The sequence below is a fragment of the Burkholderia sp. MSh2 genome (assembly GCF_000731655.1).
Lineage (GTDB): Bacteria > Pseudomonadota > Gammaproteobacteria > Burkholderiales > Burkholderiaceae > Burkholderia > Burkholderia paludis.
Genome location: NZ_JPGM01000028.1, coordinates 104,652 through 123,081, shown reverse-complemented (window position 1 = coordinate 123,081; position 18,430 = coordinate 104,652). Strand labels below are relative to the sequence as shown.

Sequence of the window (18,430 nt, the reverse complement as noted above, 5' to 3'; positions counted from 1 at the left end):
TGCTGGGTGAGGAGCCAGCGCAATTGAGCGTGATCGATCATGAAGCGCACGCGCTCGGCGGGATAGTCGGGGTCGACAGGGACGTAGGCGCCGCCGGCCTTGAGGACGGCGAGTAGCGCGACGATCATGTCGAGCGAGCGTTCCATCGCGACGCCGACGAGGGCGTCGGGCCCGACACCGAGGGCGATGAGCCGGTGCGCGAGGCGGTTGGCACGCAGGTTGAGTTTGGCGTAGGTGAGCGAGTCGTCGTCATGAACGGCCGCGACGGCCTCGGGCGTGCGCGCGACCTGTCGTTCGAACAGGCGGTGCAGCGGTTGCGCGGCGGCCTCGCCGAAGTCCGTATCGGTCCGGTTCCACTCGACGGTCAGCAGGTTCCGCTCCGCTTCGCTCGTCAACGGCAGCCGGGCAACGGCGGCCGACGCATCGTCCGCGAGACGCGTGAGCAGGGTCCGGTAGATCGCGAGGAAACGCTCCGCGGTGTTCTCGTCGAACAGATCGGTGTTGTAGTCGCAATCGATCAGGAGTGCCTGCCCCGAGTCGAGGACGTTGACGTTCAAATCGAACGCGGTGTGGCGGATCAGCGGGGCGACCAGGTCGACCGTCAGGCCCGGCAGGCCGGGCAGCGCCGACACGGGCTCCAGATTGAAGACCGCCGATACCAGCGGGGCGGCGTTGAGATCGCGCCGCGCGCCGATTTCGCGGACCAGTTCGGCGAACGGATAGTCCTGGTGCTCGAGCGCGTCGAGCAGGTTCTGCCGGGTGCCGGCCAGGAAGCTGGCCACGGTGGCCTGCTCGGGCAGCGTGGAGCGCAGCGGCAGCAGATGCGTGCAGTAGCCGGCGAGGCGCTCGCTGCCGGCCACGGAACGGCCGGTCACCGGGATGCCGGTGACGATCTCTTGCTGGCCGGCGATGCGGTGCAGGAACAGGTTGAAACCGGCAAGCAGCACCATGTAGAGCGTGCAGCCGTTCTGACGGGCGGCGGTGCGCAGCGACGCGGCTGCCGCCGCGTCCAGATGCAGCGACACGCGCTTGCCGTGAAACGTCTTCACCGCGGGCCGCGGGTAGTCCGCCGGAAGGTTCAACGGTTCGGTCTGGCGCTCGCACTGCGCGAGCCAGTACGCGCGATTCGCCTTCGTTTCCGGGCTGTGGCGCCGGCCGTCGAGCTGCTTCAGGTATTCGCGGAACTGGAGCGGCGCCGCGGCCGGCGCGGCGCCGGCATACGCCCGGGCCAGATCCTCGAGCAGGACGCCGAACGTCGAGCCGTCGCAGATGATGTGATGGGCCGTCATCACCAGCAGGTGACGTTCGCTGTCCAGGCGCACGAGCGCGGCGCGAAAGAGCGGGCCGTTCACCAGGTCGAACGGCTCGCGGCTCTCCTGGTCCCGCCACGCGTCCTGGTCCGCGTCGATCAGCGGAATCCGGAGCGTCAGCGACGGATGCACGATCTGGCCCGACCCGTCCGGCGTCACCGTCGTGCGCAGCGCCTCGTGTCGATCGACCAGGCCCTGGACGGCGGCGCGCATCGCGGCTTCGTCGAGCCGGCCCTTCAGTTCGAGCGTGGTGTTGACGTTGTAGGCCAGCGAGCCGTCGGGATCGATTTCCGACAACACCCACAGCTGGCGTTGCGCTTCGCTCAGCGCGGCGACCGCGCCGTGCTTCGAGTGCGGCCGGATGAAGCCGCCGCGGCGCAGGTCGGCGACGCTGTCCTTCACCGCGCGGATGAACCGGTCGACATCGGCATCCGTATGCGCGGTGGAAAGGAAGCAGGTGCGCCATTCCCAGATGTAGATGCCCTTTTCGAGCATGTGATAGAAGAACAGGTCCAGGTTCTCGGTGAATTCGAAGCGGAACATCGAGCCGAACCACGTGACCTTGATCGGCGCCTCGGCCTCCACAAAGAACGCATTCAACGTGCCGGCGATTTGCGCGGTCCGTTCGTTGAGCGCGGCCTGCAGCGCCGGGCCTTCCTGCTCGATCTTCTCCAGCACCGCCAGCGCGGCCGCCATCGCCAGCGGGTACTGGCAGAACGTGCCGCCGAACGCGGTGCGGTCCGCGACCGGGAACGAGTGGTCGCCGTAGGTCCACATGCCGCCGTCGATGGCGTCCATGAAGCGGGTGGTGCCGGCGATCACGCCCAGCGGCAGGCCGCCGCCGATGATCTTGCCGTACGTCGCGAGATCGGCCCGGATGCCGAACATGGCCTGCGAGCCGCCCGGATGGACGCGGAAGCCGGTGATCATTTCGTCGAAGATCAGCGCGACGCCGGCCTCTTCGGTGATGCGGCGCAGTTCCTTGAGGAACGCGACGGGCTGCAGGGACGGGTTGCGACTCTGCACGGGCTCGACCATCACGGCCGCGAGGGTCGACGCCATGCCGCGAATGGCGTCGAGCGCCGCGTCGCTGCCGTAGTCGAGCAGGATCATGTTCTCGACCGAGCCGAACGGCACGCCGGGAGCGATGGTTTCCGTGACGCCTTCCGCGTTCGCCGCGGCGAGCGTGCCGTCGGCATGGCCGTGATACGAATGCGTGAACATCACGATCTTGTCGCGCCCCGTCACGGCGCGCGCGAGCCGCATCGCGGTCATGACCGCCTCGGTGCCGGTGTTCGAGAACGCCACGCGATCGAGGCCGGTGACGCGGGCAAAGCGCGCGGCCACTTCGCCGACGAGGCTGGAGCGTGCGCCCAGTTCGAGCGGGCGTTGCCATTCGCGGCTGACCTGACGCTGGATGAAGTCCGGCGTGTGGCCGAACAGATGCACGCCGAAGCCCATCGTGAAATCGATGTACTCGTTGCCGTCGATGTCCCACAGCCGCGAACCGGCCGCGCGCTCGCCGACGATCGGATACAGCATCTCCTTGGTCGAAAAGCGGAAGCCGACCGTGGCCCGGCTGTCGGCCAGCACCGGGCGGGACGCCTGCACCGATTCCTTCGATTTCCGGGTGCGCGTCGTGTAGCGCACGATCAGCGCTTCGAGATGCTCCTGCTGTACGGCGGACAAGCCGCGCGCCCGCTGTTCGACCGGGCTGCCCCACGGCATCATCGGCTTGGGCGGCCGGTTGCCGGTTGCGGCCGCAGTTGCCGGCGCGGGCTTCGCTGCGGGCGCGGCGGCCGGCACCGCGATCGCGGCCGTGGCTGCGACGTTCGCAACGGTCGCGACGTTCGTGACGGCTTGCGCGGCGACCGTCGTCGGCCGGACGTCGGCGTGGCCGGTCAGCGACGTGCGCAGCAACTCCATCTGCTGGCTCATGACGCGCGACAGCAGCTGATTCTGCTCCCGCAACACGCGCTCGACCGTGGAGCCGCCTTCGGCCGCCACCCATTCCACCGGCGCGGCGGCGGGCGCCACAAGCCCCGCCGCGGACGGCGCGAGCGCCACCGTGGACGGCTCGGCCACGGTCACGGCTACGGCCTCGGACGCCGCGGCTTCCACCGGCAAGTTGTCCGCGATGTATTCGGCGAGCGCCTGCACCGTCGCCAGGTCTTCGAAGAAGCGGCGCATGCCCGGCTTCACGCCGTACTGTTTCTCGATGTGCCGGATGGCCTCGATCAGGATGATCGAGTCGGCGCCCATCTCCAGGAACGGCAGGTCGATGTTGATGGTGGCGGGATCGGCCTGGATCAATTCGCCGATCTTGCCGCGAAGCCATTCGAGAACCTCGCCGCTACGGTCGTGGGTCGGCGTTGCAGCGAGGGGTGATGCGCTTGTCTGAGTCATGGACGTGTCCGCTTTCTGAAACCAGGTACGGCTGCGTTGGAAGGGATAGGACGGCAAGGCGACGCGCACGGGGGCGGGTGTTTCGGTTGCGGCCCAGGCGACATCGACGCCCCGGGCATAAAGGCTCGACAGCGTTTCGATCAGCGCTTGCTGCTCGACCTGCGGCCGCTGCAGGGCCAGGAACTGGATCCCGGCATCCGGCGCGCAGCACGCGCGGGCCAGGTTGACGAGCACCGGCTTGGGACCGATTTCGACCAGCAGGTTGAAACCGGCTTCGGCGAGGCGCTCGACGCTGCTCGCGAACTGCACCGGCTCCCGGCAGTGACGGCGCCAGTACGCGTCGGTGGGCGCCTCGTCCATCGCGGCGCCCGTGAGATTCGAATAGAACGGGATGGCCGGGCGCGCGACGGGCACGGCTTGCGCCGCGGCCTGGAAGCTGTCCAGCATCGGCTCGAGCAGCGGCGAGTGAAACGCGTGCGACGTGTTGAGCGGCACGGACCGGATGCCCTGCGCGGCAAACGCGTCGACCAGCAGTGCGATGCGCTCGCGCTTGCCGGAAATCACGATGCTGGCCGGCCCGTTGACGGCAGCCACCGCGACCTCGTGCGGACAGGCTTCGATCGCGCGCTCGACCGTGGCGAGGTCGGTGAAAATCGCCGCCATCTCGCCGTCGCGGGGCAATGCCTGCATCAACCGGCCGCGTTCGGCGATCAGCCGCAGGCCGTCTTCCGGCGAGAAGACGCCGGCCGCGCAAGCCGCCGCGTACTCGCCGACGCTGTGTCCCATCACCGCATCGGGCACCACGCCGAACGACGCCAGCAACGTGGTGAGCGCGTACTGCAGCGAGAACAGGGCCGGCTGGCTGTAGCCGGTCTGATGGATGTCCTCGGACGGCGCGGACAGCACCTCGAGCAACGGCTTGTCGAGCAGCGGATCGACCACCGCGCGGCAGCGGTCGATGGCGTCGCGGAACACCGGATACGCGTCGTACAGGCGTCGGCCCATGCCGGCGTATTGCGAGCCCTGGCCGGTGAAGAGGAACGCCATCTTCACGCGGGGGGCGGGCTGCGCCGCGCCCGCAGGTTCCCTGGCCTGGAAGGCGCGCAGCTTGTCGATGGCGTCCTCGACGGAGGTCACCGGCAGCGCCAGCCGGTGTGCGAAATGCGAGCGGCCGGCCGCCGCCGAAAACGCCACGGCCGCGATATCGAGACCCGGTTCGGCTTCGAGCCGCCGCTGATAGCGCCCGGTAAGCTCGCGCAATGCCGCCGGCGTCTTGCCCGACAGCACCAGCGCATGCACCTTGTGTCTCGACGGCGTCGCCCGTTGCGCCGGCACGGGGGCTTCTTCGAGTACCACGTGCGCATTGGTGCCGCTCGCGCCGAACGCGCTCACGCCGGCTCGCCGTGGCCGCTCGCCGCGCGGCCACGCGCTCGCCTCGGTACAGATCTCGACGGGCAGCGCGTCCCACTGCACCAGCGGGTTCGGGCGGCGCAGATGCAGGTGGGCGGGCAGGCGGTCGTGGTTCAGCGACAGCACGACCTTGATGACCCCCGCGATGCCGGCGGCGGATTCCGTGTGGCCGATGTTGGTCTTCACCGAGCCGATCCGCAGCCGCCGGCCCCCGTCACGGTCTTCGCCGAATACCGTCGCGAGCGCCTGCACCTCGACGGGATCGCCGAGCGGGGTGCCGGTGCCGTGCGCTTCCACGTAATCGATGGACGCGGCGGGCAGCCCGCCCAGCGCCTGACGGATGACGGCTTCCTGCGCGCGGCCGTTCGGCGCGGTAAAGCCGCTCGATGCGCCATCGTGGTTGACGGCCGAACCGCGCAGCACGGCCAGCACGCGATCGCCTGCGGCGAGCGCATCGGACAGGCGCTTGAGCACCAGTGCGCCGCAGCCTTCACTGCGCACGAAGCCGTCCGCCGCCGCGTCGAAGGTCTTGCAGCGGCCGTCCGGCGCCAGCGCCCGCGTGCGCGACACGGCGATGGAGTTGTCCGGCGACAGGATCAGGTTGACGCCGCCCGCGATCGCGAGATCGCATTCGCCGCCGCGCAGATTCTGGCTGGCGAGATGGATCGCGGTGAGCGACGACGAGCAGGCGGTGTCGATCGCCATGCTCGGTCCCTGCACGCCCAGTCCATAGGAGATGCGGCCGGCCGCCGTGTTGAGCGGATTGCCGGTGAAGAAATAGCCGTCGATGCCGCTGCCGCCGCCGTTGCGAAGCTGCAGGTTCGCGTAATCGTTGGTGGTGATGCCGACGAAGACGCCGGTCCGGCTGCCCTTGAGACCGTCGACGGGAATCCCGGCATGCTCCAGCGCTTCGTGACTGACTTCGAGCAGCAGGCGCTGCTGCGGGTCCATCGCGGCCGCTTCGCGCGGCGTGATGCGGAAGAAGGCCGGATCGAACTGGTCGACGTCGCCGAGGAAACCGCCGAAGCGGCAAACCATGCGCCCCGGCGCTTCCGGATCGGGGTCGTGGTACGCGTCGACGTCCCAGCGCTCGCGCGGCACTTCGGAAATCGCATCCACGCCGTCGTTCAACAGTTGCCAGTAGGCGTCGAGGTCGTGCGCGGCGCCCGGAAAACGGCAACTCATGCCGACGATCGCGATCGGCTCCGGCGTGCCGGTCTCGCGGGCTGCAGCGGCCGCAGCGGTTGCCGCGACCGGCCGCGGCGGCACGGCCTCCGTCGGCGTCGCGTGCGCGTCCGGCGTCGCGCCGGACGACTGGTCCGCCAGAAAATCGGCGAGGGCGTTGACCGTCGGATGATCGAACAGCAGCGCGACCGGCAACGGGATGCCCAGCGCCTGTTCGACGAGCGTGCGCACGTCCAGCGCCATCAGCGAATCCATGCCCATCTCGAAGAAGCCGAGGTCGCGATCCAGCGTCCCCGCTTCGTAGCCGAGCACCTGGGCTACCGCGCGGTCGATGCTGTCGGCCAGCAGACGCTTGCGCTCGCGCGGCGAGGCGTCGCGCCATGCCGGTTTCGCCTGCGCACCCGTGGCGGTGCGGGCCACCCGTACGCGGTCGAGGAAGGGGCGGGGCCCGCGCGCCTCGTACGAGGCCTGGAACAGCGCCAGGTCGATATCGACGACCGCCGCCTGCGGCACGGCGGGGAGATGATCCAGCAGGTCGAGCGCGCGATCCGCCGCCAGCGACCGGATGCCGACGCGCCGCAGCAGCGCTTCCGCCTCGGGAAACGTCATGCCGCCTTGCGCCCAGGGCCCCCAGTTCACGCTCAGGGCCGGCAGGCCCAGCGCGCGGCGATGATGCGCGAGCGCGTCGAGGAAGCGGTTCGCGGCACTGTAGTGCGCCTGGTCGCGCGAGCCCCATGCGGATGCGATCGACGAAAACAGGAGGAAGAAATCGAGCGGGAAGGGCGCGCTGTGCCGATGAAGCAGCCACGCGCCGGCGACCTTGGGCGCCAGGACCGCGTCGAGTTCCGCGCGCTCGACCTGCACGATCGGCTTGTAGCCGACGATGCCGGCCGCATGCACGATGCCCCGCAGCGGCACGCCGTCGCGCCGCAGCGCGGCGAAGAAATCGGCGACCGCCACCGGATCCGCGATATCGAGGCGCTCGCAGCGCAGTGACACATTGTGCTCGCGCAGCTCGGCGATCGCCTGCCGGCTCTCGTCGCTTGCCGCCCCTTGACGGCCGACCAGGATCAGCGTGCCCGCGCCGCGCGCCGCCAGCCATCGCGCGGTGTGCAGCCCGAGCGCGCCGAACCCGCCGGTGATCAGGTAGGCCGCGTCCGGATCGACCCGCAGCGCGGCCGCGTCGGCTTGCGCGAGCGGGCTCAGGCGTGCGACATGGCGCACGTCGCGCCGCAACGCCACCTGTTCTTCGCGGTGCTCCCCGAGCAGTTCCTGAAGCAGCGCCTGCGTCTCGTCCGCCGGCGCGGCCGGATCGAGATCGATCGCCGTGCCGAACCATTCCGGATGCTCGATCATCGCCCCGCGCGCCAGGCCCGACAGTGCAGCCTGTGCGAGCCCCGTGACGCGGGGCGCTTCGCCGGCTTCCACCGCGTCGCGCGTGACCACCGAGATCCTGGGCCCGATCGCAGGCGTCCGCTCGCTGCCGGCCCGCGCGTGCACGAGATGCAGCAGCGCGGTGGACATGCGCGACGCGCCCGCGGCTTCGTCCAGCGCCCATAAAAAGACGATGCGCTGCCCGGGCGCGGCGGTCTCGTTCAGCAAGCGCACGAAATGGTCCGGCTGCTCGGGCGCGACCTGCCAGCCCGCTTCCGCGCCGCCGCCATAGTCGCGGCCGGGGCGTACCAGCGCGCACGAAGCGCCGTGCGCGCGCAGCAGCGCCGCGAGCCGATCGCCGACACCGCTTTCGTCCGCGAAGATCAGCCACGGGGACGCGTCGGCGGCAAGCCGTGCCGCCGGCAACGCGGCCTGCTGTTCCCACACCACGTGATAGAGCGGGGGAACGGCCGGGGCGGCGGTTTCGGCCGGGGCGAACGCGGTCCTGAGCAGTTCCGGGACGACGTTCAGCACGTCTTCCGGGTACTTGCCGGACGCCTTGAGATGCCGCAACGCTGCGTCGATGCTGCCGGCATCCAGGCCGACGACGGGCGACGGGATCTTCTCCAGGCTGAACCGCTGCCGCTCGAATGGATAGTTCGGCAAGGTGGTGGCAGGCTGGGCCGGCGCCGGGAACAGCGCGTGCCAGTCGAATTGCCCGCCCTGCACGTACAGCGCCGCGAGTGCGTGCTCCAGTGCCTCGCCGGCGCAGGGTGGCGGCAGCCAGCCGTCGGCGAGCCCCTCCGGCACCTGCTGCGCGTCGGGCTGATCCGGCGTCCCGGCAAGCTGCAGCCAGTACTGCGGGTGTGTCGCCTCGTCGGCCACCTCCGTGCCGAGACAGCCTGAAATCAGGCGGACCGACGGCCGTGCGAGCGGCATGTCCCGAAGCGCGGCGCGCAACGCGTCGGCGTCCCGGCGGGCGGCCACGAGGCGCAGCGCGTCGGCCGCGCTCACGACCCCCGCCACGCAGGCCGCGACATATTCGCCGATGCCGTGTCCCGACACGACGGCCGGCCGGATGCCCCATCCCTTCCACAGTTCCGCCCACGCGAACTGGACCGCGAAGCGGCCCGCGTCGGTATCGAGCGCCTCCAGCGGCACCGCGCAACGGTCGAAGGCATCGCGAAACAGCGGTTCCGATGCGTGGAGCGCGTGCGCGACGCCAGTGTCCGGCACGCCGAACCGGGCGCCCAGGCGCACCGTCTTGCCCGTGCGCGCCACGGCCGCCGACGCGCTCCGCCCGCCCGACACATAGGCCGTGCGAAACGGATAGTGACTCCGCCCGGTGGCGGCGGCGCGGCAGATGGCGGCGTGCTCCTGCGGCGTCGCGCCGGCGATCGTGCGCTCGTAGCGTGACGCGAGCGCCGCCAGCGCCGCCTCGGATCTGGCCGACAGCAGCAGCAACCGGCGCTGCGCCGCGTGCGCCGGTGCGACCGGCGGTTCCTCGACGATCGCGTGCGCATTGGTGCCGCTGAATCCGAACGCGCTGACCCCGGCGATGCGCCGGCGCTCCCCGCGACGCCATGCGACCGGATCGGCCGCGACGCGGATCGGGATGTCCTGCCACGGCGTATGCGGATTGGGTTGCGTGAAGTGCAGGTGCGCCGGAATCCGGTCGTGCTCGAACGACAGCAGGACCTTGATCAGGCCGGCGATGCCGGACGCGGATTCGAGATGCCCGATATTGGTCTTGACCGAACCGATCACGAGCGGCTCGCCGACCGTGCGGCCGGGACCGTAGACGCCCGCCAGCGCTTCGACCTCGATCGGGTCGCCGAGGGAGGTCCCGGTACCGTGGGCCTCGACATAGGAGACGTCGCCGGGCGCAAGGCCGGCCTGGTTCAGCGCACGGCGTATCACCCGTTCCTGCGAATCGCGGCTCGGCACGGTCAGCCCGCCGCCGCCGCCGCCCTGGTCGACCGCGGTGCCACGCACGATGCCGAGCACCCGGTCGCCGTCCGCGAGCGCGTCGGCGAGGCGCTTGAGCACCACCATGCCGCACCCTTCGCCGCGCACATAGCCGTCCGCCGACGCGTCGAAGGTCTTGCAGCGTCCGTCCGGCGACAGCATGCGTGCCTGCGAGAAACTGACCATGACCTCGGGCGACAGCATCAGGTTGACGCCGCCCGCGAGCGCCATGCCGGTTTCACGCGAGCGCAGGCTTTCGCAGGCGAGGTGCAGGCAGACCAGCGACGACGAGCAGGCCGTATCGATCGCCATGCTCGGGCCGGTGAGGCCCAGCACGAACGACAGCCGGCCCGCGGCCATGTTAAGCGCGCTGCCCGTGCCGGCGTAGCTGCTCGACGGCATCGCCGCATTGGACACCTGGATCGCATGGTCGAAGCAGGTAATGCCGACGTACACGCCCGTGGCGGACTGCCGGAAGCGCTCGGGCGCGAGATGGGCATTCTCGAGCGCCTCCCAGGCCACTTCGAGCAGGAGCCGTTGCTGCGGATCGAGATAGGTCGCTTCGCGCGGCGCGATTCCGAAGAACGCCGCGTCGAACTGATCGACGCGTTCGAGAAACGCGCCGTGGCGGGTCGCCATCTTGCCGGGCGCGGACGGATCGGGGTCGTAATAGCGGTCGATGTCCCAGCGTTCGCCCGGCACTTCGGTGACGGCGTCGCGCGCGTTGTCGAGCAATTGCCAGAATGCGTCCGGCGTATCGCTGCGGCCGGGGAAGCGGCAAGCCATGCCGATGATGGCGATCGGTTCGTTGCGGTCCGAGCGCAGCGCCGCGATTTCCGCGCGCCGCTGGCGCAGTTCGTCGAGCGCGGCTTTCAGTGCTTGCGTGGCCTTGGCGTTCATTGGGCGCCGATCTCCTGCGCGATCAGTTCGGAAAGGTCGTCCTCGTCGAGGTCGTCCGATGTTTCGTCGACGACAGGCGCGGGGAGCGACGGTGACAGTTCGCCGAGCACGTACCCGGCGAGCGCTTGCAGGTTCGGATAGGAAAAGAACAGCGTCGCGCGGAACGGCCTGCCGAACACCTTGGCGAGGCGGTCGGTCAGTTCGAGCGCGATCAGCGAATCCAGGCCGAGATCGAGCAGCGACTGCTCGGGCGCGATGGCGTCGGGGCCGGGCAGACGCAACGTCTCGGCCAGCATCTTCGCGAGCGTGCCGGCGATGAGCTCGAGCCGCTCCCGCGGCGCGCACGCGTTTAGCTGGCGCAGCAATGCGGTCTCCTGCTGCGCAGGCTGCGCGGCCGGTTGCGCCAGCTCGGAAAACAACGCCGACCCGGCAGCCGGCGCATCGACCCGGAACAGCGTCGGCCAGTCGATGCGCGCGACCCCGGACTGGGCAACGCCGGACGCCATCAGCCGTTCGAGGGTCGCGATGGCCAGTTCGGGCGACAGCGTGCCCACGCCGAGCGCGCCCAGCTGTTCATGCGCGCGCCGTCCGTAGTCGGTGGCGGCGTGGCCGATCTCGGCCCACGGCCCCCAGTTGACGCTGAGCGCCGGTTTGCCCTGCGCGCGCCGATGCTGCGCCAGCGCGTCGAGGAAACTGTTCGCCGCCGCGTAGTTGCCCTGGCCCGGCATGGTGATCAGCGCGGCCATCGACGAGAACAGCACGAAATGGTCGAGCGGCAGGTCGGCCGTCAGCTCGTGCAGATACCACGCGCCGTCGGCCTTGCCGCTGCCGGCGCGATGGAAGAAGTCGTCGTCCTGACGGGCCAGCAGCGCATCGTCGAGTGCGCCGGCGAGGTGGAACACCCCCTTGAGCGGCGGCATCGAACGCGCGATCTCGCCGATCGCGTCCGCGACGTCCTCGCGACGCGACAGATCGGCGCGAACGAAGCGGGCGTCGAGCGTCTGCAGGATCTTTTCGGCGGCGGCGGAAGGCGTGCTGCGCCCGAGCAGCACGACCTTGCCGGCGCCGTTGCCGGCGAGCCAGGCCGCGAGCCGCAGGCCGAGCCCGCCGAGCCCGCCGGTCACCAGATAGGTCGCGTCAGGGTGGAACCTGACCGGCCGGTGGCTGACGAATTCGCGATTGTCGCGGGCGATGCGCGCGACGTGGCGCTGTCCGCCGCGAAACGCGATCATGTCTTCACGGCCGCCGGCCAGCACCGCCTGCACGATGTCCGTCGCCGACGGCCGCGCGGGATCGAGGTCGATCAGGCCGCCCCACAGCGGCGCATGCTCCACCGCGATCGCCCGGCCCAACCCCCACAGCGGCGCTTGCGCCACGGCGGTCGATTCGCCATCCAGAACGTTCATCGCACCCGACGTCACCAGCCACAGACGCGCCTGCCGGGCCGACGGCGCGCGCGACGCAAGCGCCCTGACCAGTTGCAGCACGCTCGCGCTGGCGCGCCGTCTCGCGGCGACATCGGCGGGCGCGAGATCGAGACTCCACAGATGGATGACGCCCTTCAGCGGCCGGTCGAGCGCGGGCAGCGCCGCGCTCGCGTCGGCGAAGTGCAGCGCGCACGTATCGCCCGCGCTTTCCAGCAGGGCCGACAGTTGCGCGCCGACGCCACCACGGTCCGCGAGAATCAGCCACTCGCCCTGCGCCGAAGCGCCGGTTGCCGCTTCGATGCTCGACGGTCTCCAGACACGCCGATAAAGCAGGGCGGCGAAGTCGTGCCGCTCGGCGGCGCGCCCGGTGCGCACCTGCTGCAACCGCAGCGCATCGATCTCGATCAGCAGCCGGCCGGCGAGGTCGTGGACGTGGATATCGCCCTCCAGCGCGTGTTGCCCGGCCGGCTTGCGCAGCGTCGCGTGACTCCATGCCTCCGCTGACGACGGCGGCTGATGAATCCGTACCGCACCGATCGAACTGGGCAGGTACAGGTCCCCGGCCTCCAGCGCGTCCGGATCGATGGCGGCCGCGAGCACGCGGCTGCACGCATCGAGAAACGCCGGATGCACCTGGAATTGCGACGACGCCAGCGCGTCGGCCGGCAGGCTGATTTTCCCCAGCGCCTCACCGGTCGTGCGCCAGATTTGCCGGATCGCATCGAACACGCCGTCGATCTGCACGCCGTACTGCCGGATTTCGCCGTTGAAGTCCGCGCCCGACGTCGTTTCGGTGCAGCGCGCCTGCACCTCGGCGGCATCGAATCTCGCCGGCTCGGCGCGCCGTTTCGGCGCGCACAGCTCCCGCAGCCGGCGCAGGTGAGGAAGATTGCCCAGGATCAGCTCGACCGGCGGACCGAAATCGAGCAGGCACGCCACTTCGTCCACGCCGATCGACTCGAGGTCCCGCACCCGCTCGACGCAGGATTCCGGCGTCCCGATGAGGCCGCGCGATTGCGCGAAGCGTTCATAGAGAAACTCGACGAACTCGTCCAGTTCGCGCGCCCCCATCGCACGCACGTCCACCGACTGGCCACGGCTTTGCGCCAGCCCGTTCAGCAGTCCGATGTTGCTGCGGATGTAGTTGCAGAACGGCGCGCGCGCCTGCTCGCGCACCCGCGCCTCATCGTCGCCGACGAACGTGTGCAGCATCACCGACACGGTGCCGGCCGCCGGGTCGAAGCCATGTTTCGCGCGCGCCTCGCGGTAGAGGGCGATCTTGTGCGCGAGCTGGTCCCGGTCCTGGTCGAGCACGTGGGTCAGCAGGTTGGCGCCGACTTCGCCGGCGCGGACGAACGTCTGCGGATTGCCGGCGGCGGTCACCCAGACGGGCAGTTCCGGCTGCACTGGCGTCGGGTAGATGCGCAATTGCACCGGCTTGCCGACGCCATTGTTCGCATTCAGCGATCCGCCGCGCCACAGATTCCGGACGGCGCGCAGCGTCGTCAGCATGTCGTCCTGCCGGGTCGCGTATTTGTCAGGCGCGAGCACGAAGTCGTCCGGATTCCATCCGGAGGCGAACGACACGCCCACGCGACCGTTCGACAGGTTGTCTACCATGGACCACTCTTCCGCGATCCGGATCGGGTTGTGCAGCGCGGCCACCACGCTGCCCGCGACCAGTTGCACGCGGCCGGTGACCGCGGCGAGGGCGGCGTGCAGGACGGCGGGATTCGGGTACAGCGAGCCGAATTCGGTGAAATGGCGCTCCGGCACCCAGACGCTGGAGAACCCGTTCGCATCGGCGAAGCGCGCGCTCTCCATCACGAGCTGGTACTTGTTGCCGGACAGCGCCTCTTCACTGCTGGCGAAGAACATCAGGCCGAATTTCATGCGTGGCTCCGATCCGATTCGTGAATTTCGGCACTGGCGCAGATCTGCCATGTCGCGGCGGCGCTCGTGTCCTCGATCCGGTGATAGACGGCAAACGAAAACGGTCCCCACGACTGGCGGCTCAGCACGGTCTGCACGGCGCGCGATGCATGCCGGTGCAGCGGCAACGGGGCATGCAGTGCGAGGTCCTTCAGCGTGGTATGGCCGTCGGCGCCGATCTCCGCGGTGGCCGCTAGCGCCATTTCCACATAGGCGGAATAGGGCAGGACGGGCGGTCCCTTCACGCGATGACCGGCGAGAAAGGCGGTGTCCGGTGCGTCGAGACTCGACTCCCAGATCCACGTGCCGGGCAAATGCGCGTGCTGCGTCATGAGGCGCCCGAGCAACGGATGCCGGGGCGCACGCGGGTTGAGCCAGAAACTGCGACGCTCGAACGGATAGGTCGGCAGTGCGAGCCGGCGGGACGGGGCGGGCGGTTCGACAGCGTGCCAGTTGACGGATGCGCCACGGACGTAGAGCTCGGCGAGCGTGTGCAGGATCGCGTCCCAGGCGGCCGCCCGCGCACCGATCTCGATGACGATGCCAGGGGTGCCCGCCGCGGCGCCGTCCGGGGCCTGCGGCACGTCCGCCAGCGAGGCCGCGGCGCGATGCCCTTCGCCCGTGCTGCTGACGGCGTCCGGCGTGATGCCGAAGGACATCCACAGTTGCGCGAGCGCGCGCTGGAAGGCCGTGAAGCCGGCCTCGGCCGCGTCCGGTTGCTGCTGCATCAGCGCGCTGAAAGCGGGGCTCGCCGAGCGCAATTGCCGAACCGCATCGGCGCTGGCGCCGTCGTCGGCGGAAAAGTGAAACGTCACCGCGGGCAGTGTGTCGGCAGCCTCGCCGGCCGAAACGGCATGCAGCCGTGAACGCAACGCATCGAGACTCGATGCGACGATGGCCGCCCGCCGCGCGAAGTGGGTGCGCCCGGTGTTCGCCGTCGACGCGACCTCCCGCAAGCGAACCTCGGGATGGGCGTCGAAATACGCCGCATAGGACGCCACCAGCGCTTGCAACGCTTCGGGCGTGCGCGCGGAGAGTGTCACGATGTGCGTCGCGGGCGCCGCCGGATCGTCTTCGACCATTCCGGCGCGCGGCGCTTCGGACAGGATCATGTGCGCATTGGTGCCGCCGAAGCCGAACGAACTCACGCCGGCCACACGCGGCCCGTGTTCCGGATGCCAGGGTACGACCTGCTGCGGAATGCGGAACGGCGTGTCGTCGAGCGCGATATGCGGATTGAGCGACCGGAAATGGAGGTTCGGCGGAATGGTGCGATGGTGCAGCGCCAGCGTGGTCTTGATCAGGCTCGCGATGCCCGCAGCCGATTCCAGGTGGCCGATGTTGGTCTTCACCGAACCGATCCAGCAGCGCGCTTCAGGTTGCCGCGATTCGCCCAGCACGGCCGTCAGCGCGTTCAGCTCGATGGGGTCGCCCAGCGGCGTGCCCGTTCCGTGCGCCTCGACGAAGCCGATGTCCTGCGGCCGCACGCCGGCATCGCGCAGCGCGCCGTGAATCACGGCCTGCTGAGCCGGGCCGTTCGGCGCGGTCAGACCGTTGCTGCGCCCATCCTGGTTCACCGCCGAACCGCGGATCACCGCGAACACGGTGTCGCCGTTCGCAAGCGCATCGTCGAGACGCTTGAGCAGCACCATGCCCACGCCTTCGCCGCGCACATAGCCGTTGGCATCCGCGTCGAACGCCTTGCAGCGGCCATCCGGCGACAGCATGCCCGCTTGCGTGAAGGACGCGCTCAATTGCGGCGCCAGGATCAGGTTGACCCCGCCGGCAAGCGCCGCATCGCTCTCGCCGCGCTGCAGCGCGCGGCACGCGTGGTGAACCGCGACGAGCGACGACGAACACGCCGTGTCGACCGCCCAGCTCGGGCCGCGCAGATCGAGCGTGTAGGCAATGCGGTTGGCGGCGACGCTGAGCGCATTGCCGGTCGCGACATACGGACCGACATCCGCGTCTTGTTCCTGCGCCAGCCGGACGTAGTCGGCATTGCTGATGCCGACGATGACCGCGGTGCGGCTGCCGGCGAGATGCCGGGGCACGATCCCCGCGTGCTCGAACGTCTCCCACGCCACCTCGAGAAGCAGGCGCTGCTGCGGGTCCATCGTTTCGGCCTCGCGGGCGCTGATGCCGAAGAATTCCGCATCGAACTGATCGACCTGGTCCAGCAATCCCGTGGTCGGAAGGCCGCCGGCGCGTGCGTTCGACGCGCCGACCGCGTCATGGCCCTCCAGCAGGCGCTGCCAGAATGCGTCGGGATGACTGGCGCCGGGGAAGCGGCATCCCATGCCGACGATGGCGATATCCGCGCGTGCGGCGGCAACGGGCGTGTCGTCCGACGCCGCATGCCCGGCGCCGCAGAAATGGCGCGCCAGCAGGGCAATGCTCGGGAAATCGTAGACGACCGTAGGAGAAACCGGCTGCCCGAGCCAGTCCTGCAATTCTCCCGAGAGCAGGATCGCGTCTTTCGAATCGAGCCCGAAGGTGCTGAACGGCGCGTCGGGGTCGAGCTTGCCGGGCGCGATGCCCGACAGATGCGCGACCCGCTCGATGCACCATTGCACCAGTTCATGCGTGTCGCGCCCCCCGGTGGCCGGGCGTGCGGCCTCCCGGGAGAACGAACGCCGCCATTCGCCCGCGATCGCGAGCCCCTGTTCATCGAGGAAGGCTTGCCGGATTCGGCTGCGCTGGATTTTTCCGCTGGACGTGCGCAGGATCGTCGCCGGTTTCAACAGGATCGCCGCATACAGATCGACATCGTGCACTTCGGCGAGCTGGCGCCGGATCGCCGTGGCGACGGCTTCGGCGTTCAGCGTGTTGAGCGCTTCGCGGCGCACTTCGGCGGCGACGACGACCCGCTCCACGTTATCGACGTTGATCGAGAACGCCGCCGATGCGGCGGGCGCCAGCGCGGGGTGGCTCGACTCGGCCGATTGCTCGAGATCCTGCGGGTAGTGATTGCGGCCCGCGACGATGATCAGGTCTTTCAGGCGGCCGGTGACGAAGAGGTGCTCGCCATCGACGAAGCCGAGATCGCCCGTGCGCAGGTAGCGCGCGTCATCGCCGGCCAGCCTCGCGCGGAAGGTGCGCTCCGTTTCCTCGGCGCGGTTCCAGTAGCCGACGCCGACACTCGGGCCCGTCACCCAGATTTCTCCGATTCGGCCGGGCTGGCAGCGTTGACCGGTCTCCGGGTTCACGATCTCCAGGCGATGCCCCGCCCAGGCGCGGCCGCATGAGACCAGCGCGTGGCGCTTGCCGTGCGCGCTTCGCGTCGCCACGCCTTGCGCAAGATCGTCGGCGTCGAAGTCGGCCACGAGCGGCTGCGAGCGCGCCGGCTGGCCGGAGATGAACAAGGTCGCCTCGGCCATGCCGTACACCGGGCGCATGGTTTCCGCGTGGAAGCCGCGCGATGCGAATGCGCGCGAAAAGCGCGCCACCGATTCCGCACGCACCGGTTCCGCGCCGTTGAATGCCACCCGCCAGCTGCTCAGGTCCAGCTGTTCGCCGGCTTCGTCCGAAATCTTGCGTGCGCACAGGTCGTACGCGAAATCCGGTGCCGCGCAATGCGTGCCGCGATACTTCGTGATGGCTTTCAGCCAGCGGTGCGGCTTCTGCACGAACGCCGCCGGCGCCATCAGCACCGACAGCACGCCGAGATAGATCGGCAGCAGCACCTTCCCGAAGAAACCCATGTCGTGAAACACCGGAAGCCAGCTGACGAACACGGCCGACGCATCGGCATCGCTGGCTTCGGCGATGACCGCCATGTTGCTCAGGATGTTCGCATGACTGATCATCACGCCTTTGGGCGTACCGGTTGAGCCCGACGTGTACTGCAGCAGCGCCAGCGTCTGCGGCGTGATGTCCGGCGCGCGCCATTGCCCGGCCGGTGCGTCGAAGCCCTGATCGGTCGCCAGGATCCGCAGTTCCAGCGTGTCGGAGTAACCGTCCGCGCGATGCGCGATGCCGCCGAGCGTGGCTGCGTCGGTCAGCGCGACGACCGGCCCGGCGTCGGCCACGATCGACTTGAGGCGATCGGCGGGGCGATTCCTGCGCGGCGGATAGGCGGGCACGCCGATCAGGCCGGCGTACAGGCATCCCACCCACGCGCAGATGAATTCCAGTCCGGGCGGATAGACCAGCAGGACACGATCGCCTGGTTGTGCAATCTCCTGCAGGCGGGCGGCGATGCCGCGCGCGCGCTCGTCCAGGTCGCCATACGTGAGTCGGGCCAGTTCCGATTCGCCGTTATCGAGAAAAATGAACGCCGTCTTCTCAGGTTCGATCTTGCCGCGAAACCGCAGTATTTCCGTAACAGTCCTGAATTTTGTATCGGGAAGCATACTCAACCTTCGTTGTCTGCCAAACGTTGATCTGAATGAACGGCACTTGTGACTCCGTGCGTTCATTCCGGCGGGCAAAGACAGTCCGCGATGCAAGCCCTGTGCCGGGCGCATACCGGGTTCACTGTCGCGTCGCTCGACCTCAGGACCAGTCGCGGCGCGC

General features: G+C 69.5%; 3 protein-coding genes. All 3 read right to left on the bottom strand.

Annotation, left to right across the window (positions count from 1 at the left end; genetic code table 11):
- Positions 1 to 10,553: type I polyketide synthase (locus tag GQ57_RS18785; RefSeq protein WP_034198680.1), on the bottom strand; the 10,553-nt coding region annotated here is incomplete at its 3' end.
- Entirely contained in the window at positions 10,550 to 13,873 is a 3,324-nt protein-coding gene (locus tag GQ57_RS18780) for a type I polyketide synthase (RefSeq protein WP_034198679.1), read from the bottom strand. The genes GQ57_RS18785 and GQ57_RS18780, both read right to left, overlap by 4 nt.
- Positions 13,870 to 18,267: a hybrid fatty acyl-AMP ligase/type I polyketide synthase gene (locus GQ57_RS18775; protein WP_034198678.1), complete on the bottom strand. Its 4,398-nt coding sequence runs from the start codon at positions 18,265 to 18,267 to the stop codon at positions 13,870 to 13,872. Before GQ57_RS18775 ends, GQ57_RS18780 begins: the two co-directional genes overlap by 4 nt.
- Positions 18,268 to 18,430 lie beyond the last annotated feature (163 nt).

Coding starts and splice junctions, on each gene's coding strand:
- GQ57_RS18780 (WP_034198679.1), bottom strand. CDS start 13,873: ATGAAATTCGGCCTGATGTTCTTCGCCAGCAGTGAAGAGGCGCTGTCC.
- GQ57_RS18775 (WP_034198678.1), bottom strand. CDS start 18,267: ATGCTTCCCGATACAAAATTCAGGACTGTTACGGAAATACTGCGGTTT.